The organism is Faecalimonas hominis (assembly GCF_054660755.1).
Genome location: NZ_BAAHSH010000024.1, coordinates 63,256 through 84,535 on the forward strand (window position 1 = coordinate 63,256; position 21,280 = coordinate 84,535).

Here is a 21,280-nt window from a genome sequence, read left to right on the forward strand (position 1 = left end):
AAATGTGTGAGAGAGGTTATAGTATGAAGATTGGAATTGTAGGTGGAACTTTTGATCCAATACACAACGGTCATCTTATGCTTGGCGCATATGCTTATGACAATTTTCAATTAGATAAAATCTGGTTTATGCCAAACGGAAATCCGCCTCATAAATCAAAAGAAATTAACGTAGATTTCCGTTTAGATATGGTTAAACTGGCAATCGAAGGCAAGGAAGAATTTTGTTTAAGTACATTTGAAATCGAAGAAGAAAAACATTCCTATTCTTATGAAACACTGGAGAAGTTGCATCAATTATATCCGCAGGATACATTTTATTTTATTATCGGCGCAGACTCGCTTTTTACAATTGAATTTTGGAAAGAACCTGCTAGGATTATGCATTCCTGCATAATTCTCGCTGCCTGCAGAGACGATAAAGATATGGACAAAATGTATAAACAGATTTCTTATTTAACGGAAAAATACAGCGCAAAAATCGAATTACTAAAGATGCCTCTGATAGATATATCTTCAAGTGATATTCGCCAAAAACGGGAGAACGGTGAAAATATCGACAATCTCGTTCCCCAAAAAGTCTCTGCGTATATCGAGTCACACGGATTATATGAGGTGAAAAATAAATGAAATCATTAGAAGAAATCGAAAAAATTCTGGAAGAAACATTAACTGTATCACGGTTTCGGCATACATTAGGCGTTATGTACACGGCAGGAGCATTGGCAATGAAGTATGGCGTAGATTTAGATCAGGCAATGCCCGCCGGACTCCTGCACGATTGTGCCAAATGTTTGCCGGTGGAAGAGCAAAAGAACTTATGTAAAGAATACAGTATTTCTTTATCTGAAAGTGAAGAAAAGAACCCTGCTCTGATTCATGCAAAACTCGGCGCATATTTGGCGAAGTCAAAATATGGAGTGACAGACGAAGACGTTCTAAGCGCCATAATGTATCACACTACAGGCCGCCCTGATATGACTATGTTAGAGAAAATTCTCTATATTGCTGATTATATCGAACCGGGAAGACATCATGCAGAAAATCTTTCATTCGTACGCAGACTGGCATTTGAAGACATCAACAAAGCCATCTTGCAGGTTTCCGGTGACATATTAAATTATCTTCTGGAAAATCGAAACAGCGTTATTGATGCGCTTACAAAAGAAACGTATGAATTTTATAGAAATCAACTCGAATTGGAGGGAAAATAATGGAACAGGCAAAAAACATGGCACGCTTGGCATATGAAGCCTTATCTGAAAAAAAAGGTGAAGATATTCGTGTTATAAATATTTCAGAAATCTCTACCTTGGCAGACTATTTTATTATTGCCAACGGTACAAATGAAAGCCAGGTAAATGCCCTTGTAGAAAACGTAGAAGAAAAACTTGAAAAAGCAGGCTATACATTAAAGCAGCGTGAAGGTTACGGTCTTGGCAATTGGGTATTGCTTGATTTCGGTGATATTATCGTTCATGTGTTTGATAAAGATAACAGACTTTTCTATGACTTAGAACGTATCTGGAGAGATGGAAGAGTAGTTGAAAATATTGATGAACTGTAAAAATTTTAGTTTTACCTAGGAGGAGCATATGATGGGATTTGATTCTGCTATACTAACTATTATGGATTTACTTTTTCCCTTAGTCTTTTTATTTATAATTGGAGTATTCATTATGACTATAATTAGAGGCGTAGGGACATGGCACAAAAATAACAATTCGCCACGATTAACCGTTGATGCATCTGTTGTTGCTAAAAGAACATCTGTATCTCATCATACACACGCTAATGCAGGCGATCAGACAGGTATGAGTGGATCATACACTACAACTTCTACATCATATTATGTAACGTTTCAAGTATCCAGCGGAGACAGAATAGAGTTTTCAGTTTCCGGAAAAGAATATGGAATTCTTGCAGAAAAAGATTATGGTAAATTAACGTTCCAGGGAACACGATACTTAAGTTTTGAGCGAGAATACTAAAATGCAAAAAGACGGAGAGTTCACAAACTTTCCGTCTTTTACATTTTAACATATAAATGAAATCATTATTTCATCATACGGAAGACTCCTATAACTTTTCCTAAAATAGTCACTTCCTGTACGATAATCGGCGACATTGTATCATTCTCAGGCTGAAGACGATAAATACCTTCTTCCTTATAAAACGTCTTGACAGTAGCACCGTCCTCTACAAGTGCAACAACCATCTGTCCGTTAGACGCAGTGTTGCATTGTTCTACTAAGACGTAATCGCCGTCCAATATACCGGCGTTAATCATACTTTCCCCTTGAACCTGAAGCATATACACCTGATTATTCGGCATAAGTTCAGCCGGAATAGGAAAGTAGTCTTCAATATTTTCCTGTGCAAGTAAAGGCTCCCCTGCAGCCACACGTCCAATCATAGGAACCTGAACAAGGTCTCTGCGTGTTAAATTAAACATATCGTCAATAATTTCGATTGCACGCGGTTTTGTAGAATCTCGACGAATATATCCGTTCTTTTCCAATGTTTCCAAATGTGAATGGACAGAAGAGGTAGACTTCAAATTTACTGCCTCGCAGATTTCACGGACAGCAGGCGGATAACCTCTTTTTAAAATTTCTGATTTAATATATTCTAAAATTTCTGATTGTTTTTGACTTATTTTTCCGTATGACATAGAATCCTCCCATAATTAACCTTTTCTTTATTCTAACACATAACGACAAAAAAAGCAAACAAATGTTTAGAAAATATGTTCGATTTTTATTGCTGAATCTATTGACAAACAGACGTTCGTAGTTTAATATATAACCATAAGGAACAGATGTTCGCAATACTATTTTACATAATATACAAGGGGGATAATTATGTCAGAGAGAAATTACAATCAGAAGAAAAGAAGAGAAAAAACAATACGAAGAAATATTAAAGTCTTTTTCGTCTTACCTATATTACTCGCCGTACTGGCAGGAACGATTTACTGCGGAGGAGTTCTTTCCAATGCACACGGTAATTTGGAAGAAGAACCTGTAGGATTTAAGTATTATAAAAGTATAAAAATCGAACAGGGAGATACACTATGGGGAATTGCTCAAAAATATATGACAGATGAATATGATTCTCCACAACAGTATATCAAAGAGATTAAACAATTAAACGGATTGACTTCCGACAACATTCAGGAAAGCAAGCATTTGTTAATTGCTTATTACGATACAGAATTTAAAGAATAGTATATATCAATATAACAACCCATACAGTTTTTACGCACACATGTGAAAGACCGTATGGGTTGTTTGTTGGTATAAAGTAGTTTTTTCTTTCTTTTCTTTATCTATATATCTATACGACAAATACCGATTTTTTAAATAGATATATACTTTTTTCTCCGGATATGCTATACTATCCATAAATTAATCGATTTTTATCATTTTAGAAAGGAACTATTTTTTATGGCAAAAGAATCTAAAACTTATCATGAACTTATGTATATAGATAATACTTTGCGTCTGCGTGACGTTTTAAATACGATGCCCGGTTTTGTCAGAGATTATTTTCGTGCCATTGAGCCGACCACTTCAGTTAAGACAAGAATTTCCTATGCTTATGATATTCGTATTTTCTTTAAATTCCTTCTGGAAAATAATCCTGTTTATAAATCATATAAAATGACTGATTTTCAGGTTTCAGACTTGGAACGCATCGCTCCTGTAGATATTGAGGAATATCAGGAATATTTAAAAGTATATCAAAATGAGGACAAACAGATAACCAACGCAGAAAAAGGTCTTGCACGCAAAATGTCCGCATTGAGAAGTTTTTATAATTATTATTACAAACATCAGATGATTGAGAAAAATCCGTCTTTATTCGTTGATATGCCAAAAATCCACGATAAAGCCATTGTTCGCCTGGATACCGATGAAGTGGCTCTGCTACTTGAGTATGTGGAAAATTGCGGAAATCAGCTGACAGGTCAGAAAAAGGTATATTATGAAAAAAATAAGACACGGGATTTGGCTATTCTTACTCTCCTGCTCGGAACAGGTATACGTGTATCAGAATGCGTCGGACTCGACATTCCGGATATAGATTTTAAAAATAACGGAATCAAAGTGATGCGAAAAGGTGGAAATGAAATGGTTGTCTACTTTGGACCGGAGGTGCGGAAAGCACTTATTGATTATCTGGAGACAACAAGAAATACCATTACTCCCCTGCCCGAACATGAGAATGCCCTTTTCCTATCTACCCAAAAGAAGCGAATGGGTGTGCAGGCAGTCGAAAATATGGTAAAAAAATATGCCCGTGAAGTAACTCCTAATAAAAAAATTACCCCTCATAAACTGAGAAGCACATACGGTACGTCTCTCTATAAGGAAACCGGTGATATTTACCTTGTGGCAGATGTTTTAGGACACCGAGATGTAAATACGACAAAGAAACATTATGCTGCCATTGATGATGCTAGGCGCAGACAGGCCGCAAGTGCCGTCAAACTTAGAGAACCATAGAAAGGGACACCTTCAAGGCGCCCCTTTCTATCTATAATTGTTCTGAATCCAAAAGAATTGTAAATGGTCCGTCATTTATAAGAGAAACTTTCATATCGGCGCCAAATTGTCCTTTCTGAACAGATGGCACTGCTTTCCTGCATTCTTCTATAATATATTCGTAAAATTCATTTGCCTTATCCGGCGCTCCCGCTTCCGTAAAACTTGGGCGATAGCCTTTTTTACAGTTGGCATAGAGTGTAAATTGTGAGATAAGAAGAAGTTCTCCGTCCACATCTTTTAAAGCAAGGTTTGTTTTTCCGTTTTCATCTTCAAAAATGCGTAAACCTACCAACTTTTTCACTAATTTATCTGCGATTTCCTTTGTATCTGACTCTCCTACACCAATCAGAACAAGAAATCCTTTCCCAATCTTTCCAATTACTTCACCCTCGACGGAAACAGAAGCCTCCGTAACTCTCTGAATAACAAATTTCATTTGTATTTCCTCCTATTTTTTATCAATTAACGCTATCATATCACTATATCTACTTGTATTTCAAGTAAAAATAAGATACTATAATCAAGACGTTTTGCAAAATATTTTCTAAAAAGCAGGAAAGGAATAAACAAAATGAAATTACAACAATTATTTAGTTTTACACGAAAAGCAATAGATGAATATAATATGATTCAGGAAGGTGATCATATTGCTGTAGGTATTTCAGGAGGAAAAGATAGTCTCACTCTCCTCTATGCCCTCCACGGTCTGAAGAGATTTTATCCAAAGAAATTTGAATTGAGCGCCATCACTGTTGACTTAGGATACAGCGATTTTGACCTGACGCCCGTAGAAAATCTTTGCCGCGAATTAGATGTGCCATATAAGATTGTAAAAACGGACATCGGACGTATTTTATTTGAGGAACGGAAAGAATCCAATCCCTGCTCTCTCTGCGCTAAAATGCGAAAAGGAGCATTAAATGAAGCGGTTAAAGAAATGGGCTGCAATAAAGTGGCATATGCACATCATAAAGATGATATTATAGAAACAATGCTTCTCTCACTGATTTTTGAAGGACGTTTTCACTCTTTCTCTCCAAAGACTTACTTAGATCGTATGGATTTAACGGTAATTCGTCCGATGATGTTCGTCGATGAGGCAGATGTAATCGGTTTCAAAAATAAATATAATTTACCTGTAGTAAAAAACAAATGTTCCGTGGACGGCCATACAAAGCGCCAATACGCTAAAGAACTTGTGAAACAGTTAAACACTGAGCATAACGGAGCAAAAGAAAGAATGTTTACCGCCATTTTAAATGGAGATATTGCCGGCTGGCCTGAAAGAACATTACATACACGATAAAAAAATTCCCTCTCTCCATCAAGTGTTGGAGAAAGGGAATTTCCTTTTTAAAGTTTTATATCTTTAACATTATTCTTTACTTCAATGTAAGACAAAATTGCATCTGCAGTTCCTCTTACCCCCAATTTAGAACTATCCAAACACAAGTCATAACTCTCAGCATCAGCCCATTTCTTATTGCTGTAATAGTTATAATAACTTGCTCTCTTCTTATCTGTCTTTATAATTAAATCTTTTGCTTTTGCATCTGTCAAATCATAAAGACGGGCAATTCTCTTAATACGGGCAGATAAATCTGCATGAATAAATACACTCACTCTGTTTTTGTAGGATTCCAAAGCATAATCCGCACACCTTCCTACCAAAATACAAGGTCCCTGATTTGCAATCTTCTTGATGGCATCAAACTGTGCCAGAAAAATTTTGTGGTTAATCGGCATATCTAAAAAAGCATTTTGAGAATATCCCATTGAATATGTATCCATCACAAGTGAATATAGGAAACTGTTTGTCGGTTTTTCATCGTGTGTCTCAAAAAGTTCCTCACAAATTCCACTTTCTTTTGCTGCAATTGCCAGCATCTCTTTGTCATACAATTTTACATGTAAGTCTTCCGCCAGCAAATTGCCAATTTCACGTCCGCCACTTCCAAATTGCCGTCCTATCGTAATAATTGTATCCATTTCCTTCATACCAGTCACGCTCCTTACGCAAATCATAAATACATTGTAAATAATGTTATTAATATTATACAATATTTTTGCGTGAAAGTACATATATTCTGAAAAATTACTTCGACATTCTTTCCAATTTTTCTAACAAATCCGTAAAATATTCCGGAAGAGGCGCGTCTATTTCCAAATATTCATTTGTTCTTGGGTGATGAATCCCTAAAATTTTTGCATGCAATGTCTGCCCCTGCAAATGAAACGGTGATTTTGCAGGACCATACACTGTATCACCTACAAGTGCATGATGTATACTTGCCATGTGAACCCGAATTTGGTGTGTTCTTCCCGTTTCCAGTTGACATTCTATATAAGTATAGTTGGAAAACCTTTTTAACACTCTATAGTGAGTTACTGCAGGTTTTCCATTTTTATAGTTGATACTCATCTTCTTTCTGTCAATCGGGTGTCTTCCGATTGGCCCTTCAACCGTTCCCTCATCTTCTTTTATAACTCCGTGTACAATGGCGTGATAAATCCGTTTTATGTTATGCACCTTCAAATCTTCGGCTAGTTTTTGATGAGCAAAGTCATTTTTACAGACAAGAAGCGAACCTGTTGTGTCCATATCTATCCGATGTACGATTCCCGGCCGCATAACCCCGTTAATACCCGATAAATCGTCTTTACAATAATACATTAGCGCATTTACCAATGTGCCTGTATAATGGCTTGGAGAAGGGTGTACGACCATTCCTTTCGGCTTATTTACAATCAGAATATCGGCATCTTCATATAAAATATCCAAAGGGATATTTTCGGGTAAAATATCCGGTTCAGACAGATCCGGAATCGTCAATTGTACTATATCATTTGCAGATACCTTATAATTTGCCTTAACAGCCATTCCATTTACAGAAATTTCTTTTTCCTTAATGAGTTTTTGAATATAGGATCGGGAAACATTGTCCATCTTTTTGGAGAGAAATACATCAATTCTCATTCCATTTTCTTCCTGATTTATTATAAACTGTTCTTCCTGCATATTATTTCATTCCTCTTCCATTTACTCTAAAACTAAAAATCTGATTGATTTCCTCGTCTTTATAGACAAACAGAACAAGTATGGCAAGCAAAATCACGCTTACTACAACAAAAATATCTGCCACATTGAAAATCGGAAAGTCAATTAGTTTAAAATAGAAAAAATCGACAACATATCCCAACTTCAATCTGTCTATCATATTTCCTACCGCCCCTGCGACAATGAGTATACTACAAATGTGCAAAGGCAAAAAACGTTTTTCCAGCGGAAGTTTCACATACAAATACAGCACAGCCGCAATAATTAGCACAAAACTGAAAATAAAAAAGGCTTTTTGGTTCTGTAACATACCAAATGCCGCACCTCTGTTTTCTAAATAATTTAATTCAAAGACATTTTTAATAAGGACAAAAGGCTGCTGTCCCTTTAAATGCTCCACCGCCAGAAACTTTGTATATTGGTCAAAAACGATACCTGCAATCACTGCTAATACTGCACATGCATAATATTTTATTCTTTCTTTCTTCATGTAATTCTCCTTCTGTTATATATATTTTTCTAATAGGACATAATAGCGCCCTTTTTTTGTCTGGGAAAGAACCCCTTTATATCTGAACCGTCCCAATTTTCTCACAGACACAATAGCATTTTCTTTTACATTATAACTGTTTGTCGTGATTAATTTTCCATTCACGAAAACTCTGCCTCCTTCAATCAAAGGCACCAGTTTACTGCGCGATGCCGGAAAAACAAGGGAAAGCAGACTATCCAGACGTACAGATGCCACTGTTCCTTTAATCTCTTCAATGGCAGGAGTATAAGAAAATGTCTGTTCGTCTTCGACTTCCACATACACGGAAGTATGCCGTATTCTTGTCAGATTCCGGCAGATAAAGTCCGCCAACGATTCCTGAACAAAAAGATGCGCATCTCCATCTATCAGTAAAATGTCTCCTAATTTACACCGATCAATCCCTAAGTTCAATATAGCGCCCAAGTAATCTCTATGCGATAGTGACTCCGCGAATTTCTTTTGCAAAGGAGATATTTTCAAAACTTTTATCGGATAAAAATGTGCATAATAAAGAGCATCAGGTAGAAAAGCAACCATCTGACGCTCTGAATCACTGTATCCTCCGAAAGTTTCGTACTGAGTAAAAAACTCATTCTTAGGCGTTGTGTGTAAAATATTCAATTCATTGAGATTTAAAAAATCGGAATAGGTAACAATCCCCTTCTGGTATGCCACTCTTGACAATTCCAATAATCTTTTCTGTAGTACAATCTCTTCTTTCTGCATATTACTGTCCTTAAAATCTTGTCCGAATTGATGGTACATCAAAAGACGTATTTAATAAGTCCTGTAAATCCCCTGAAATCTCTACATTTGTAGGAGTCACTAAGAAAATGTAATTTGAAATCTTCTGTAAATTACCGCTAATGGCATATGTAGCACCTGATGTAAAGTCAATGATGCGCTGTGCAATCTCCAAGTCAATTCCTTCCAAGTTCAAAATGACAGTTCGTCCGCTTAATAAAGTCTCCGTGATTTCTCTTGCATCGTCCACTGCAGTAGGCTTAATTACACATACTTCCATACTTGCGCTTCTCTTTGCATTTGGCTGGCGCATCGGAGTTACCTTGTTATTGGAATTGCCCGCTACGGAAGTTGATTTTCCTCTGTGGTCTTCCTGCAAATCAAAATCTTCATATTCTTCTTTCTCTTTTTTGAATAAAGATTTCTTTGGCTTCGGTTCATACTCTTCAAATTCTTCCTCTTCACCTAAAAAATCTTCCTCTTCATCGTAATCATCATCTAATTTCATAATATTTAAGAATTTGTCTAAAACACCCATTGTTGTATACTCTCCTTACGTCTGCTTATTATATATTATAATTTCTCGCACCGAAAATGGACGTACCTACACGAACCATGTTGGCTCCTTCTTCGACTGCTATATTATAGTCATTGCTCATTCCCATTGAAAGAATGCTCATAATAATATTATCAATGTTTTTCTTTGCAATGTCAACAGATAATTTCTTCATTTCAGTGAAAATTTTTCGATTTTCTTCCGGATTTTTTACATTTGGTGCAACTGTCATTAATCCTTTTACACGGATATGAGATAAATGGCTTATTTCTCTTAGGAGCGCTTCCAGTTCTTCCGGATAAATTCCATATTTGCTCTCCTCTCTTGCCATATTGATTTCAATTAAGATATCGACAACACAATTTTTCTTTTCTGCCTCTTTTTCAATTGTTTGGGCAAGGCGAAGTGAGTCTACGGAATGAATTAGAGAAACTTTATCTACAATATATTTCACTTTATTCCGCTGTAAATGTCCAATCATATGCCAACAAATATCTTTAGGCAATATCTCATATTTATCAATTAGTTCCTGAACTTTATTTTCTCCAAAGTTTCTGCAGCCTGCATCGTATAATTCCTGTATCATCTCCGCCGGCTTTGTTTTGCTCACTGCAATTAAAGTCACTTCATTTTTACAACTTTTATGAATATTTTCAATAACATGATTCAGATTGTCCTTTAACATCTTTTTCACTCCTACTGTGTAATAATATCATTTTCTTTTATCTTGCTGCTATCCAGCGCAATATGGTCATAGTTCGTCAGCCCGAATTCATTTTTCGCCTGTACAATATAGTATTCCTTACTTTCGCAAAGAATCTGAATTTGCTTAAATACCGCATATCCTTTATTAATCTGATAAACACCTGTTAATTTTTTCTGTTCTCCGACTACATAAGTGATATTTGAATCCGGTTTTATCAAAATATCCCCCTTATTTAATTCCGTCAAATCAAAATAAGCCAGGTTATCTTTCGTATAATATATATCCAGCGGAACAAACTCTGTTGTGTTCTGATTGTCTTTTCCCCTTCTCAAAACCCCTTTTTCATCGCTGTTCCCACCTTGAATCACATATTCTGTAGGTACGACAAAAAATGGTTTTTTTACAATCGATGATTTTGGAATCTTTAACCCGGTATAATCTGTTATAATTAATTCCAAGTCAAGGAAACGTTCATCTGCATATCGTATCATTCCACCGGAAAAACCTATATACGCCATATATTGTTCACCCTGCTTTTTAATTGACAGATTTCCAACCATCGTTGCATTATCTTTTAAAAAGCGCACAGTGATATTCGTCCTGTCTTTTAACTCTTCCGCTGTCTTTTCTGTGATTGGAACAACGACAGACCATTCTTCTGAAGTAATTAGTTTATATATCGGTTCTCCGACAGCAACTTTCATATTGTTATGTAATTCTTTCGCATAGTATTTTTCACGATTGAAATTTTCTAATGTGACCTGTTCTTCCGTAAATGTCTCAAATCCGTCTGTTTCATAGGCAATCACGCCATCGTCTGTACTATATAACAAACTGCTTCCCGGCTGACCGTTCAACATTGTATCCAGAACATTTTCTCCGTCCGGCGATGAAAAATCAGACAATGCATTTCTCACAGAATCTTTAAAAGAATATACTTCCGCAAACATGGATTCCGTAAAATTATCCGTAAAAGCCTGCACCGTAAGTCCCAGTGAATTCTGTTGTTCGTCTGTCAGTTCCGTTTCGCTACCCGTATTTGTATCACTATCACTTTTTTGAAAGGAAAGTTTTTCCGGAGAAATCCCACATACGCCTGCCCCCGCCTTTATCTTTTTATTTTCCATGGAGTAATAGTTTACATATCCGTCCTTCTCAGCAGATACCACCTTTTCTTCCCGGATTGCCATTCCCGTATAGTTTTCATCGTTTAATATGCTTCCCATATGCACCTCATATGAGGTAACTTTATCTTTCGTCGCATAGGAAAAAATCATGGCAATCAGATAAATAAATATAATGCCGAACAATAGAATGCCAATATTCATTTTCCATTTTTTTCGATAAACTAATATCTTTTTATTTTCTGCCAAAATAAAAGCCTCCTGTTTACAGACTGTTTAGTCCCGCTCCGTTTAAGTAATTACAAAATTTTCCCTGATAATACTCTTTTTCTTCCATATAAGTTAACGCCTCGTCCTGTAATTTCCACCAACTCGTATTCCAGTTTGAAAAAACAGCATCTTTTTCGGGTACACGGCTGAATAACCTCTCCACGATAATCTGTGGGCTTAAATAAGCAAGAAACGTTGCAAGACGTTCTATATATTCTTCTTTGGAGCATAAATTAATTGTACCATGTTCATACGCCTCACACAATGGTGTGTTTTTTGGAATATAAAGTGAATGGAGTTTCACAATATCTATCTCTAGCGCTGACATCGTCTTTGCAGTTTCAATTGTATCCCGCAATGTATCATGAGGCAGGTTTAAAATCAGATGTGTACAGATTGAAAATCCGTATTTCTGTATTCTCCTGACAGCATCTATATATTCTGCAAGTCCATGCCCTCTTGATATGAAATCAAGTGTATGGTAATTAACCGTCTGAAGCCCCAGTTCTAAGTGAATGGAAATATGATATGTTTTCTCTATCACTTTTAAAAACTGAAGATAATCTTCTCTCACACAGTCAGGTCTTGTAGAAATGGATATTTCCACAATATCCGGAATACTGACTGCCTCCAATATATATTTTTTAAATATTTCCAAAGGCATATACGTGTTTGTATAATTTTGAAAATAGGCGATAAACTTTTTGGCGTGATACCTCTTTGATATGTATTCCTTTGTCTTTTCCAACTGCTCCGTAACTGAGACGGAGGACTCCATCGCTTCAAATCCTGTTCCTACATCTGCACAAAAACTGCAGCCATGTCCATTTATCCTATTCGGACAGGTTAACGGCAGATTAATTGGAAGTTTATATACTTTTTCTCCATATCTTTCTTTTAAGTAATCAGAATATTTATTATATAAAAATTTTTCCTTCATCGTTCAATCCTCTGTGTATAAATTTCGTTTTTTCGTACATACTACTTACATCATGAATAAGGAGGAAGTTACATGAAATGGTTTGATAACACGGCACTTACTTTAGTGATTGTAGGTGCAATTAACTGGCTTTTAATTGGAATTTTTCAATTCGACATCGTTGCTTTTTTATTTGGGGAGTTATCTTTCCTTTCGAGAGCAGTATATACAATTATCGGACTTTGCGGTTTATATTTAATTAGTTTATATGGCCGAATCAAAGACATATAAAGGAATAAACAAAGGGAGGTCTTCTCACCTCCCTTTGTTTATTCTGAAATTGCATTAAGCATTTTATTCATATTTGTGTATACGAGAGATTTTGTTTCTGCCCCCATAACAATGGATACATACGAATGTCCCTGCTCATCTTTAGAAAGTAAAATCAGACATCTCTTCGCCTCACCGGTATTACCTGTTTTCCCTCCGATTACAGTCATATGTTCCGGTTTTTCTGCCTCTCCCAGTCCATAGAGACTTGTTGTTTCCAAGTTTAATGTACGCGATGTACCGTCCGCACTTGTAACAGGAAGGTCATACTTTGTTTCGGATACAATCTTAATAAATTCGTCATACTGAATGCACTGATTAAAAATAAGATACAAATCATATGCTGTTGTGTAATGATTATCATCATGCAAACCATGTGGATTTACAAAGTGCGTATGGGTAGCACCTATACTATATGCCTCTTTATTCATTAATTTTGCGAATTCCTCTACACTTCCGGAAATATGCTCCGCAATTGCCACTGCCGCATCATTCCCTGACGGAAGAAGGAGCCCGTACAGTAATTCCCTTAAAGTCAGTTTATCCCCTTCCTTTATTCCACATAAAGAAGCGGCAGGCGGAAACTCCGTAGCCGTTTTTGAAACAGTAACCACATCATCTAAATTTCCATATTTCAAAGCAACTAAAGCAGTTAAAATCTTTGTTGTACTTGCCGGATAAATTTTCTTGTAAATATTTCTTCCATATAACACTTCTTTGTCATCAAGACTAAATAAACCTGCGGCGCTCAATGCCATATCCGTATTAACAGATTTATAGGAAACTTCTTCCTCAGGAGTTACACATAACTGCTCCGCGAATCCCTCTGCTCTGTATGCTGTTTTTTTATAATCAGTACTCTCATACGCGTCAATATTCTTCCCGGACGAAGTACAACCGATAAGCAATGAAGAACACAGCGCCACACATAAGAGCACTTTAATATATCTACCTATACATTTCACGCCAATCCAAATCTCCTCGTTCTATTGCTAAAATCAGTACTTCTGCTGTGGCAACATTTGTTGCGATTGGGATATTGTGCATATCGCATAAACGTACAACATCATTCACATCAGGTTCATGTGGTTTCACATTCATCGGGTCACGAAGGAATATTAATGCATCAATATCATTCTGCGCAATCTGTGCCCCCAATTGCTGCATACCACCGAGTGGGCCTGCAAGATACTTTGTAATATTCAAAATGGTGACATCTTCAATCAAACGTCCTGTTGTCCCTGTTGCAAATAAATTGTGTTTTTTCAAAATGCCACGATATGCAATACAAAAGTTCTGCATCAGAGTTTTCTTCGCATCGTGTGCAATTAATCCGATATTCATTCGTAAATCACTCCTAACTAATATTTTTTCGGTTGTAAACCAACATTTAGCACTAGTCCAATCCCAATAAAGAAAGTTACAAGGGAAGTTAATCCATAACTGACAAATGGTAAAGGAATACCTGTATTTGGGAAAATTCGTGTCGCCACACTAATATTAATAAAACTCTGTATACCTATTAGTGCGGCTACTCCTCCGCAAATAATCTGCCCCGCTAAATTTTGTGCTTTCGTACCTATTATTATACATTGTATTACTATTAATAACAACAAAATTATTGTAATACAACAGCCTACAAATCCCAATTCTTCTCCGATAATGGCAAAAATAAAGTCTGTCTGGGGTTCGGAAATAAAATTTCCGTTTTTTACAGAAGTGCTCCCCTGATTATTTAATCCCTTTCCGGTTGCCTGCCCGGAACCGATTGCCATAAGAGAATTAATCTGCTGATACGCCTCCTGATCGGCATATTTATCAGGTTCCAACCATGATAAAATACGTTTCTGCTGATATGGCTTAAGCAGTTTCTGATTTGGCTGTACGGCAATCACTAAAAAAATCACAACCAATGGAACCGCAATTAGAAGCACATTCCTTATAAACTTATAACTCAATCCGCCAATAAACATTAGCACACAAAAAAGTGTTGCAACACAAATCGTATTTGATAAGTTAGGCTGTACAACAATCAAAATCAGTGACGGTAAAATTAAAAGAATTGCCTTGATAATGTTCTTTGGCTCGTTTAAATCTTCCTCATGATCCATTAAAAACTTAGCAAAAAAGATAATCATAAAGATTTTCGTTAAATCTGATGGCTGAACACTGATAACTTTTAAATCAATCCATCTCTGCGCTCCATTTACCTCTTTACCAATCAGTTTAACAAGAACAAGCAATCCCACATTAACCGCATACATTATCCATGATAAATTCAAAAGCCAGTTATAATCTATCATGGATACAACGAGCATGGCAATAACCCCTAAAACTACCCCCATGATTTGTTTTCCCTGATAACTTGGCTTAGCACTCCCCACAACAAGTATCCCTATTGTGGAAATTGCCAAAACAAGTACAATGAGAGAAATTTTTAAGTTTTTAAATTGATAATTCTTTGTTAATTTCACTGTTTATCCTCCAGTTAATTACATTCTCCCGATAATCTGATGGAAATATTCGATTGGGTAATTTCTACATCAAATATTTCGGGTGTTACTTCTATGTATTTTGAAACTGTTAAATATAGTTCATTCCGCAGTTTTTCGAATGTATCGGGTGTACAATTTACTCTGTCTGATATTAAAAGTACTTTTAATCTGTCTTTTGCAATGACAACAGAGTTTTTCTTCTGTCCTGATTCAAATACATTCATCTTCCCAACCTCCTAATTCTTTTGAAAAAGATTGGCAAGTTTTTTGAAAAATCCTTTATGTTCATCTAAATCTAACAAAGGAATCTCTTCGCCTAAAATACGATGGCAAATATTTTCGTATGCCTGTCCGGAAAGGCTTTCACCACCCACGACAGCTTCCCCCTGATTTGTGCAGACAACAATGTTTTCATCATCAGGAATTGCTCCAAGCAAATGGATTGCCAAAATTTCCGTCACATCATCTACCGACATCATGTCGCCCCTTTTTACCATATCAATGCGAATTCGATTTATAATTAAATCCAGTTGTTTTATTTTGTTTTGTTCAAGCAACCCGATAATTCTATCTGCATCTCGAATGGCAGATACTTCCGGAGTTGTCACCACAATCGCTCTGTCTGCTCCTGCAATTGCATTTTGAAATCCCTGTTCAATTCCCGCCGGACAGTCAAGTAAGATAAAATCAAAATCTTCTTTCAATTCTGCAGTCAGTTTTTTCATTTGCTCCGGAGAAATCGCTGTTTTATCTTTTGTTTGCGCCGATGGAAGAAGATAGAGTTCTTCATATCGCTTATCTTTAATCAATGCCTGTTTTAATCGGCAATTTCCTTCAATGACATCTACAAGATTATAAATAATACGATTTTCAAGTCCCATGACGACGTCTAAATTTCTTAAACCTAAATCTGTATCAATGACAACTACTTTCTTATGTAGTTTTGCCAATCCAACACCGATGTTTGCTGTGGTGGTTGTCTTTCCCACACCACCTTTTCCTGATGTTACTACAATAATTTCGCCCATTTCATTTCCTCCTGTATGTAAGCCTCATCATCAAAAATAGATTGAATCATAATATTCCCGCCATTTTGTATTGCTATTTGAGGCATCATAGACATATATTCATTTTTAGTTACTGTATCCGGCTGTACTGCCACATTTCCTATTTTCAACTGATTAGGCTGCATGGAAAGGGAAAATACAAAAGAATTACTCTTTCCCGTAACTCCCGCATATGCATTTCCTTTTAATGTGCCAAGAACAACAATGCTGCCTTTGGCTGCGATTGTCGCACCTTCTTCCACATCTCCCAAAAGCACAACGCTTTTTTCAGACTCTAATACCTGTTTTTTATGAAGTGTACCTTTACAGAAAAGTCCGTCTTTTAATGTTGTTTCTGCCAGACTTTCCTCTACATATCTTTTGTACATTTGCTCTCGTTCTCTGTCATTGTCTATTATACATACAATTTCAATTTGAGCGGTTTTGGAAATCATCTCAATTAATTGATGTTCTTCATCTTTTGTGAGAATACGCCCTTCAAATGAAACAGCTAATTTTGCATGATGAAAAAATTTAACCGTATCACTGAATATTCGATTAACTTCAGCCAAAAGTTCCTGAAAAGGCACTTCCGGCTGCAATCGAATCAAGAGGCCGTACTTGTTACTTTTAATTGTAACTAAGCGATTCATATTATTCTCACCCCTTTAAATTAATCTCCTGCTGTTGCAGATGTGACAGTGGACGCTCCATTATGGATAATCTCTGAACTGTCTGCCAGGTTAAAGTAATACCTTACAATATCACGTCCGATTTCTGCAGCAAATGCGGACTTATCACCGTTTGCAATACGAATGGCAACACTGATTTGAGGTGCGTCACTCGGTGCAAATCCCACAAACAAAGCGTGGTCTGGGTGTAATTTACTCTGCTGGGCAGTACCCGTTTTACCTGACATTTTAAAATTAGATTTCTTCAAATCATTAAAAATACGATTTGAGGATACCATACTTTCCATACCCTGATGAACAAGATTCCACGTTGTCTTTGAAACTTCTTTTATTTCATTGTTTACTTTAGGTTCATACTCTTTTACCGTTTTTCCATCTACTGTTTCCACTTTATTTAACAGAGTTAAATCATATACCGTACCCTTATTTGCCACCGCTGACACATATCGTGAAAGTTGTGTGACGGTATAGTTATTTGTACCCTGTCCGAAAGCGGAACGAACCGCATCTTCCGTAGAAATGGTAGACTCAGACTCAGGAATTTCAATTCCTGATTTTTGGTCTAACGCAAACATTTTTGCATATTTTTCTAAAATTTCAGTACCTTTTTTACTTGAATAATTTCCTTTATCGTCCATACTCATTCTATATGCCATTTCACTGAAGAAAACGTTACAAGAATGAGATATTGCACCAGTGATGTTCAAACCGCCATGTGCTCCCGGATAAATCCAACATTTTGGACTCGGAGTGATTTTTGTAAATTTTCCCGAACAGTTAAATACCGTTCCGCCGCCAATTACTCCTTCCGTCAAACCTGCGATTGCAGAAACCGGCTTAAATGTGGAACCCGGCGCAGTTGTCTCCTGTGTTGCATTATTATAGAGCGGTCTTGATAATCCTGTAACCAACTCATTATAGTATTCAGAATCCATCGTATTTGCAAGACGATTGTTATCATAGCCCGGATAAGAAACACACGCCAACACTGCACCTGAATTTACATCAGTGACAACCGCCGAAGCAGTGCAAGGCTCAAGTCCCAATTGTCCCGGAGTAATCTCCAACGATTTAATCTTGCCGCGAATGAAATCGTATGCACTTACGGTTCCCGCATTCAGAGCGCTCACCTGTTTTTCATCATATTTAAGAACACCCTGTTCATACAGCATCAGGCATACTTCTCTTCCCGTAATACTTCCGTCTTTAATCATATATTTATAAATCAGTTTGTCAAATCCTGTATTGGAAGAAAGGTATTCTTTAAGAAATGCCACAATTCCTTCGTACACTTCATTCGCATCGGAATAATCGCTTTTTCCCTCTATATATTCCTGTAATTTAGAAGTATCTACCCAGTTCTTCGATATGGCATACTGTAAATATTCTCTTAAACTGATGGAATCGTCTTCTTTCCACGCCTTATATGTTTTATCGTCAGTATCGATTTTATCTTTCACTAAAATACCTGTGTTTTCTGTCAACACATCATTTGCAATGTAACTCATATACGCCTGCATTTCTTTTGAAAGATTTTTATACGGCTTTGCCGAAGAAGAATTCAACTCTTCCGTAATGCGCTTTAACACCGTTTCTCTTCGCGTAAGAAATTTCTGATAAACAGCCTTTTCTCTGGACTGTGCATCTTTTTCTGCAAAATGCTTTATATCTAAAATATTATTTGCAAAGAAAGAATTTAAAACGTCATCAAATGGAAGTATATTTACGTCTTCCGTTCCCGCACGTTTTTCAAAATTCATTGTATTTCTCATATTAGAGAGAATAATACCTGCCAACTGTTCTTCCAAAATCTTATATGTGGCAATCTGAAGGTTTTTATCGATAGACAGATACAAATTGTTTCCTGCCTCCGCTTTTGTCGTCTTATCTCTCTCAATGATTTTTCCCACGTTATTTACATAGAGAACTTCCTTACCGTTTTTTCCCTGTAAAATAGAGTCCATCGACTGCTCTAAGCCCGCTTTTCCGATAATATCTGTTTTGGAATAGTCTTTACCTTCCGCCTTAAAATTATCGTACTCCTCCGTGGAAATTTTTCCCGTATATCCCAAAATGGAAGCAAAGTATTTACTGTCCGGATAATGGCGAAGAGAATCTTCCTGAATGTCCACACCCTGTAATGAATCCAAATTCTCCATAATTGCCGCCACAGTCTCATTGCTTACATCTGATGCAATCGTAGTCGGAATATATTTTTGGAAACTGTTTAATCCCATTGCATAACGGACATTTACTAATTTTAAAACCATCTCTTTGCTATATTTCTTTCGGTTAATACCATAGCCGTACTTTTCGTCCTCGCAAAGATATCTTATAATATCATTTGGAGTGGAGGCTTTCTGCTCCTTCGTCAAGTCATCAATTTTCGCTTTTCCATATACGTCTGCAATAAAACGCTTTCTTGATGTCCCTTCCGGATTGAGGAAACTATATTCCTCATTTTCATCTAAAACAATACCAAAATCATTGATGATGGAATCACCGTTTTTTTCAATAATCCCAATCACTTTTTCTATTGTTTTATTGATTTTTTCGTTTTTCTCTTCCTTATCTTCGTAGGTTCCATTATCTTCAATAGTTACCGTATATGCCAGTTTATTCTCAGCCAGCACCTGCCCGTTTCTATCATAAATAATGCCACGTGTTCCCTGCACTTCTCTTGTCTTTTGTATTTGTAATTTGTAGTTATCCAAATAATCCTGTCCATTTACGATCTGCAGACTAAAGCATCTCTGTATCAGTATTCCAAACATAATGATGAATACAATAATAATAATGAACAATCTGGATTTTACCACTTCACTAATTGCGTCTTTTATCCGATTAAACAAATTTACTTGCACTCCTTTTCTCTTCGGTTTCAAGTTTTCGATTAATGTGTAAAATAATCTGATACAACACTAAAGTAACTAAAATCGTGTACATCAGTTCCGGCATAATAATATGCGATAAATAATAAATAAAGTCAAATTTACTTCTCATCAGATAAACACAGATATAAATAACGATTCCATATAAAAATTCACTTCCGGCAATGAGAGCCAGCGGAAGTTTTATATCCTCGTCATAGAATAACCGTTTAAAAAATCCATTTCCATAACCGATAAGTGTATAAATCAAGGCATAAAATCCGATTACTCCCTGCAGTCCGAAAAATATGTCAGTCATTAATCCGCAGATAAATCCTACAACCATTCCCGAATTTTTACCGCGCATAAATCCAAACGAAGAGACAACCACAACAAGCAGGTTCGGTGTTATGCCTGCAAGCGAAATACTTGGAAAGACGGTCGTTTCAAGTAAAAAGCAAACCAGAATAATTAAAAGAGTTATCATTTTCCTTTTTATCTTCATCAGACTTCTCCCCTTACTTTTTTTTCTCGACTAAATCCTTCTTCGTAGAAGTGATAACAAGCACTTCCTGAAGTTTCTTAAAATCTACAACAGGTGTAATATAGCCTGAGCGGGTTAAGTTATTATCATCAACATTGATTTCACTGATATATCCGATAAGAATTCCCTGCACATATTTTGAACTGATTTGCGAAGTGACAACCTGTTCTCCCTCTTTGATTTTTGTATTATTATTGGCAAGTTGTTCAAAACGGATTCGCCCGTCTGCCAGCAACTTCAAATCTCCTCGAACCACACATGTATCCGATGTTGATAACACCATTCCACTCACATTACTCTGGTCATCGATAATTGCACGTACTTCTGAAGAGTGCGGCCCGACTTTCGTTACAATACCGACAAGACCTGCTCCGGCCATAACATTCATGTCCACCTTGATACCATCTTCGCTTCCTTTATCAATGGTAAATGTACTAAACCAGTTACTTCCATTATTACCGATGACATGCGCACCGATTTTTTCATAATCAGAATACGTCTGATCTAATTTATATAATTCACGTAATCTCTCCAATTCATATTTTTCCTGTTGTAAACGATTGTTTGAGATTGTCAGAGAATCCACTTTCTTTTTCAACGATTTATTTTCTGCTTTCACGTCTTGCAGAGTATCGAAATTTTCCGTCAAATCATTCAGAAACATTCCCGCTCTGTTGATTCCTTTCTGCATAGGTACGACTGTATAATCTGCAACCACTTTAAATGGTCCTGACGTCTTGTCCGAAACTAAAGACAATCCGATAAAAATAATACAGATTGTTGTAATAATTAATAACCAGTATTTACTTGGTACTGATAGTTGATTTTTTCCTTTCATA

At 36.4% G+C, this 21,280-nt stretch carries 27 protein-coding genes; 8 read left to right on the plus strand and 19 right to left on the minus strand.

Going from position 1 to position 21,280, the window contains the following annotated elements; genetic code table 11:
- Nucleotides 1-23 precede the first annotated feature (23 nt).
- From nadD to ACYQ35_RS03870, 4 genes are all read left to right on the plus strand, one after another.
- The gene (gene nadD, locus ACYQ35_RS03855) at nucleotides 24-629 is read left to right on the plus strand and encodes a nicotinate-nucleotide adenylyltransferase (protein ID WP_009757009.1); all 606 of its coding nucleotides are present in this window, start codon (nucleotides 24-26) and stop codon (nucleotides 627-629) included.
- The gene (gene yqeK / locus ACYQ35_RS03860) at nucleotides 626-1,213 is read left to right on the plus strand and encodes a bis(5'-nucleosyl)-tetraphosphatase (symmetrical) YqeK (RefSeq protein ID WP_459830450.1); all 588 of its coding nucleotides are present in this window, start codon (nucleotides 626-628) and stop codon (nucleotides 1,211-1,213) included. The genes nadD and yqeK overlap by 4 nt, the downstream gene beginning before the upstream one ends.
- Entirely contained in the window at nucleotides 1,213-1,566 is a 354-nt protein-coding gene (gene rsfS / locus ACYQ35_RS03865) for a ribosome silencing factor (RefSeq protein WP_459640433.1), read from the plus strand. The genes yqeK and rsfS overlap by 1 nt, the downstream gene beginning before the upstream one ends.
- A gap of 61 nt (nucleotides 1,567-1,627) precedes the next feature.
- Nucleotides 1,628-1,990: a DUF2500 domain-containing protein gene (locus ACYQ35_RS03870; RefSeq protein ID WP_147625485.1), complete on the plus strand. Its 363-nt coding sequence runs from the start codon at nucleotides 1,628-1,630 to the stop codon at nucleotides 1,988-1,990.
- 65 nt (nucleotides 1,991-2,055) lie between these two features.
- On the opposite strand, the gene lexA is transcribed toward ACYQ35_RS03870, so the two are convergent.
- Complete coding sequence (gene lexA / locus ACYQ35_RS03875; RefSeq protein WP_459830455.1) at nucleotides 2,056-2,673, minus strand: transcriptional repressor LexA; 618 nt, start codon at nucleotides 2,671-2,673, stop codon at nucleotides 2,056-2,058.
- A 190-nt stretch (nucleotides 2,674-2,863) separates the two neighbouring features.
- Between lexA and ACYQ35_RS03880 the strand changes: the two genes are divergently transcribed.
- Nucleotides 2,864-3,229: a LysM peptidoglycan-binding domain-containing protein gene (locus tag ACYQ35_RS03880; RefSeq protein ID WP_009757014.1), complete on the plus strand. Its 366-nt coding sequence runs from the start codon at nucleotides 2,864-2,866 to the stop codon at nucleotides 3,227-3,229.
- Nucleotides 3,230-3,448: 219 nt separating this feature from the next.
- A complete protein-coding gene (locus ACYQ35_RS03885; protein ID WP_009757015.1) occupies nucleotides 3,449-4,510 on the plus strand; it encodes a tyrosine-type recombinase/integrase in 1,062 nt (353 codons plus the stop codon).
- Between the two features lie 31 nt (nucleotides 4,511-4,541).
- Here ACYQ35_RS03885 and dtd read toward each other — a convergent pair whose 3' ends face one another.
- Complete coding sequence (gene dtd / locus ACYQ35_RS03890; protein ID WP_459830460.1) at nucleotides 4,542-4,988, minus strand: D-aminoacyl-tRNA deacylase; 447 nt, start codon at nucleotides 4,986-4,988, stop codon at nucleotides 4,542-4,544.
- 135 nt (nucleotides 4,989-5,123) lie between these two features.
- Between dtd and ACYQ35_RS03895 the strand changes: the two genes are divergently transcribed.
- Nucleotides 5,124-5,858: a tRNA lysidine(34) synthetase gene (locus ACYQ35_RS03895; RefSeq protein WP_009757017.1), complete on the plus strand. Its 735-nt coding sequence runs from the start codon at nucleotides 5,124-5,126 to the stop codon at nucleotides 5,856-5,858.
- Between the two features lie 47 nt (nucleotides 5,859-5,905).
- Here the strand turns inward: ACYQ35_RS03895 and ACYQ35_RS03900 are convergent, their stop codons facing one another.
- From ACYQ35_RS03900 to ACYQ35_RS03935, 8 genes are all read right to left on the minus strand, one after another.
- A complete protein-coding gene (locus ACYQ35_RS03900) occupies nucleotides 5,906-6,550 on the minus strand; it encodes a cytidylate kinase-like family protein (RefSeq protein ID WP_009757018.1) in 645 nt (214 codons plus the stop codon).
- Nucleotides 6,551-6,647: 97 nt separating this feature from the next.
- Nucleotides 6,648-7,571: an RluA family pseudouridine synthase gene (locus tag ACYQ35_RS03905; RefSeq protein WP_009757019.1), complete on the minus strand. Its 924-nt coding sequence runs from the start codon at nucleotides 7,569-7,571 to the stop codon at nucleotides 6,648-6,650.
- 1 nt (nucleotide 7,572) lies between these two features.
- Complete coding sequence (gene lspA / locus ACYQ35_RS03910) at nucleotides 7,573-8,100, minus strand: signal peptidase II (RefSeq protein WP_009757020.1); 528 nt, start codon at nucleotides 8,098-8,100, stop codon at nucleotides 7,573-7,575.
- Between the two features lie 15 nt (nucleotides 8,101-8,115).
- Nucleotides 8,116-8,871 carry a YlmH family RNA-binding protein gene (locus ACYQ35_RS03915; protein ID WP_459830465.1) on the minus strand — a complete coding sequence of 252 codons (756 nt, stop codon included), beginning with the start codon at nucleotides 8,869-8,871 and terminating at the stop codon, nucleotides 8,116-8,118.
- 10 nt (nucleotides 8,872-8,881) lie between these two features.
- Complete coding sequence (locus ACYQ35_RS03920; protein WP_009757022.1) at nucleotides 8,882-9,427, minus strand: cell division protein SepF; 546 nt, start codon at nucleotides 9,425-9,427, stop codon at nucleotides 8,882-8,884.
- A gap of 28 nt (nucleotides 9,428-9,455) precedes the next feature.
- Nucleotides 9,456-10,130 carry a YggS family pyridoxal phosphate-dependent enzyme gene (locus ACYQ35_RS03925; RefSeq protein ID WP_009757023.1) on the minus strand — a complete coding sequence of 225 codons (675 nt, stop codon included), beginning with the start codon at nucleotides 10,128-10,130 and terminating at the stop codon, nucleotides 9,456-9,458.
- Between the two features lie 11 nt (nucleotides 10,131-10,141).
- Nucleotides 10,142-11,524 (minus strand): HlyD family efflux transporter periplasmic adaptor subunit, encoded by a 1,383-nt coding sequence (locus ACYQ35_RS03930; RefSeq protein WP_459830469.1) that lies wholly within the window; start codon nucleotides 11,522-11,524, stop codon nucleotides 10,142-10,144.
- 16 nt (nucleotides 11,525-11,540) lie between these two features.
- Nucleotides 11,541-12,485 carry a TIGR01212 family radical SAM protein gene (locus tag ACYQ35_RS03935; protein ID WP_459830471.1) on the minus strand — a complete coding sequence of 315 codons (945 nt, stop codon included), beginning with the start codon at nucleotides 12,483-12,485 and terminating at the stop codon, nucleotides 11,541-11,543.
- Between the two features lie 72 nt (nucleotides 12,486-12,557).
- Here ACYQ35_RS03935 and ACYQ35_RS03940 point away from each other — a divergent pair, with 72 nt between their 5' ends.
- Nucleotides 12,558-12,755, plus strand: coding sequence for a DUF378 domain-containing protein (locus tag ACYQ35_RS03940; protein WP_009757026.1), 198 nt, complete (start codon nucleotides 12,558-12,560; stop codon nucleotides 12,753-12,755).
- A gap of 38 nt (nucleotides 12,756-12,793) precedes the next feature.
- Here ACYQ35_RS03940 and ACYQ35_RS03945 read toward each other — a convergent pair whose 3' ends face one another.
- From ACYQ35_RS03945 to mreC, 9 genes are read right to left on the minus strand one after another with little or no spacing between them, the layout of a single operon-like run.
- Nucleotides 12,794-13,759: a D-alanyl-D-alanine carboxypeptidase family protein gene (locus ACYQ35_RS03945; protein ID WP_009757027.1), complete on the minus strand. Its 966-nt coding sequence runs from the start codon at nucleotides 13,757-13,759 to the stop codon at nucleotides 12,794-12,796.
- Nucleotides 13,743-14,138 (minus strand): methylglyoxal synthase, encoded by a 396-nt coding sequence (locus ACYQ35_RS03950; protein WP_009757028.1) that lies wholly within the window; start codon nucleotides 14,136-14,138, stop codon nucleotides 13,743-13,745. The genes ACYQ35_RS03945 and ACYQ35_RS03950 overlap by 17 nt, the downstream gene beginning before the upstream one ends.
- A gap of 17 nt (nucleotides 14,139-14,155) precedes the next feature.
- A complete protein-coding gene (locus tag ACYQ35_RS03955) occupies nucleotides 14,156-15,268 on the minus strand; it encodes an FtsW/RodA/SpoVE family cell cycle protein (protein WP_459830476.1) in 1,113 nt (370 codons plus the stop codon).
- 14 nt (nucleotides 15,269-15,282) lie between these two features.
- The gene (gene minE / locus ACYQ35_RS03960) at nucleotides 15,283-15,513 is read right to left on the minus strand and encodes a cell division topological specificity factor MinE (RefSeq protein WP_009757030.1); all 231 of its coding nucleotides are present in this window, start codon (nucleotides 15,511-15,513) and stop codon (nucleotides 15,283-15,285) included.
- A 12-nt stretch (nucleotides 15,514-15,525) separates the two neighbouring features.
- The gene (gene minD / locus ACYQ35_RS03965; RefSeq protein ID WP_009757031.1) at nucleotides 15,526-16,317 is read right to left on the minus strand and encodes a septum site-determining protein MinD; all 792 of its coding nucleotides are present in this window, start codon (nucleotides 16,315-16,317) and stop codon (nucleotides 15,526-15,528) included.
- The gene (locus ACYQ35_RS03970; protein ID WP_009757032.1) at nucleotides 16,299-16,988 is read right to left on the minus strand and encodes a septum site-determining protein MinC; all 690 of its coding nucleotides are present in this window, start codon (nucleotides 16,986-16,988) and stop codon (nucleotides 16,299-16,301) included. The genes minD and ACYQ35_RS03970 overlap by 19 nt, the downstream gene beginning before the upstream one ends.
- Before the next feature lie 20 nt (nucleotides 16,989-17,008).
- Entirely contained in the window at nucleotides 17,009-19,879 is a 2,871-nt protein-coding gene (locus ACYQ35_RS03975; protein ID WP_009757033.1) for a penicillin-binding transpeptidase domain-containing protein, read from the minus strand.
- Nucleotides 19,872-20,402 (minus strand): rod shape-determining protein MreD, encoded by a 531-nt coding sequence (gene mreD, locus ACYQ35_RS03980; protein WP_009757034.1) that lies wholly within the window; start codon nucleotides 20,400-20,402, stop codon nucleotides 19,872-19,874. Before mreD ends, ACYQ35_RS03975 begins: the two co-directional genes overlap by 8 nt.
- Nucleotides 20,403-20,415: 13 nt before the next feature.
- Nucleotides 20,416-21,279: a rod shape-determining protein MreC gene (gene mreC / locus ACYQ35_RS03985; protein WP_009757035.1), complete on the minus strand. Its 864-nt coding sequence runs from the start codon at nucleotides 21,277-21,279 to the stop codon at nucleotides 20,416-20,418.
- Nucleotide 21,280 lies beyond the last annotated feature (1 nt).

What these genes read in the sequence shown, in the direction of transcription:
- nadD (WP_009757009.1), top strand. Translation starts at nt 24, where the DNA reads ATGAAGATTGGAATTGTAGGTGGAACTTTTGATCCAATACACAACGGT.
- yqeK (WP_459830450.1), top strand. Translation starts at nt 626, where the DNA reads ATGAAATCATTAGAAGAAATCGAAAAAATTCTGGAAGAAACATTAACT.
- rsfS (WP_459640433.1), top strand. Translation starts at nt 1,213, where the DNA reads ATGGAACAGGCAAAAAACATGGCACGCTTGGCATATGAAGCCTTATCT.
- ACYQ35_RS03870 (WP_147625485.1), top strand. Translation starts at nt 1,628, where the DNA reads ATGGATTTACTTTTTCCCTTAGTCTTTTTATTTATAATTGGAGTATTC.
- lexA (WP_459830455.1), bottom strand. Translation starts at nt 2,673, where the DNA reads ATGTCATACGGAAAAATAAGTCAAAAACAATCAGAAATTTTAGAATAT.
- ACYQ35_RS03880 (WP_009757014.1), top strand. Translation starts at nt 2,864, where the DNA reads ATGTCAGAGAGAAATTACAATCAGAAGAAAAGAAGAGAAAAAACAATA.
- ACYQ35_RS03885 (WP_009757015.1), top strand. Translation starts at nt 3,449, where the DNA reads ATGGCAAAAGAATCTAAAACTTATCATGAACTTATGTATATAGATAAT.
- dtd (WP_459830460.1), bottom strand. Translation starts at nt 4,988, where the DNA reads ATGAAATTTGTTATTCAGAGAGTTACGGAGGCTTCTGTTTCCGTCGAG.
- ACYQ35_RS03895 (WP_009757017.1), top strand. Translation starts at nt 5,124, where the DNA reads ATGAAATTACAACAATTATTTAGTTTTACACGAAAAGCAATAGATGAA.
- ACYQ35_RS03900 (WP_009757018.1), bottom strand. Translation starts at nt 6,550, where the DNA reads ATGAAGGAAATGGATACAATTATTACGATAGGACGGCAATTTGGAAGT.
- ACYQ35_RS03905 (WP_009757019.1), bottom strand. Translation starts at nt 7,571, where the DNA reads ATGCAGGAAGAACAGTTTATAATAAATCAGGAAGAAAATGGAATGAGA.
- lspA (WP_009757020.1), bottom strand. Translation starts at nt 8,100, where the DNA reads ATGAAGAAAGAAAGAATAAAATATTATGCATGTGCAGTATTAGCAGTG.
- ACYQ35_RS03915 (WP_459830465.1), bottom strand. Translation starts at nt 8,871, where the DNA reads ATGCAGAAAGAAGAGATTGTACTACAGAAAAGATTATTGGAATTGTCA.
- ACYQ35_RS03920 (WP_009757022.1), bottom strand. Translation starts at nt 9,427, where the DNA reads ATGGGTGTTTTAGACAAATTCTTAAATATTATGAAATTAGATGATGAT.
- ACYQ35_RS03925 (WP_009757023.1), bottom strand. Translation starts at nt 10,130, where the DNA reads ATGTTAAAGGACAATCTGAATCATGTTATTGAAAATATTCATAAAAGT.
- ACYQ35_RS03935 (WP_459830471.1), bottom strand. Translation starts at nt 12,485, where the DNA reads ATGAAGGAAAAATTTTTATATAATAAATATTCTGATTACTTAAAAGAA.
- ACYQ35_RS03940 (WP_009757026.1), top strand. Translation starts at nt 12,558, where the DNA reads ATGAAATGGTTTGATAACACGGCACTTACTTTAGTGATTGTAGGTGCA.
- ACYQ35_RS03950 (WP_009757028.1), bottom strand. Translation starts at nt 14,138, where the DNA reads ATGAATATCGGATTAATTGCACACGATGCGAAGAAAACTCTGATGCAG.
- minE (WP_009757030.1), bottom strand. Translation starts at nt 15,513, where the DNA reads ATGAATGTATTTGAATCAGGACAGAAGAAAAACTCTGTTGTCATTGCA.
- minD (WP_009757031.1), bottom strand. Translation starts at nt 16,317, where the DNA reads ATGGGCGAAATTATTGTAGTAACATCAGGAAAAGGTGGTGTGGGAAAG.
- ACYQ35_RS03970 (WP_009757032.1), bottom strand. Translation starts at nt 16,988, where the DNA reads ATGAATCGCTTAGTTACAATTAAAAGTAACAAGTACGGCCTCTTGATT.
- mreD (WP_009757034.1), bottom strand. Translation starts at nt 20,402, where the DNA reads ATGAAGATAAAAAGGAAAATGATAACTCTTTTAATTATTCTGGTTTGC.
- mreC (WP_009757035.1), bottom strand. Translation starts at nt 21,279, where the DNA reads ATGAAAGGAAAAAATCAACTATCAGTACCAAGTAAATACTGGTTATTA.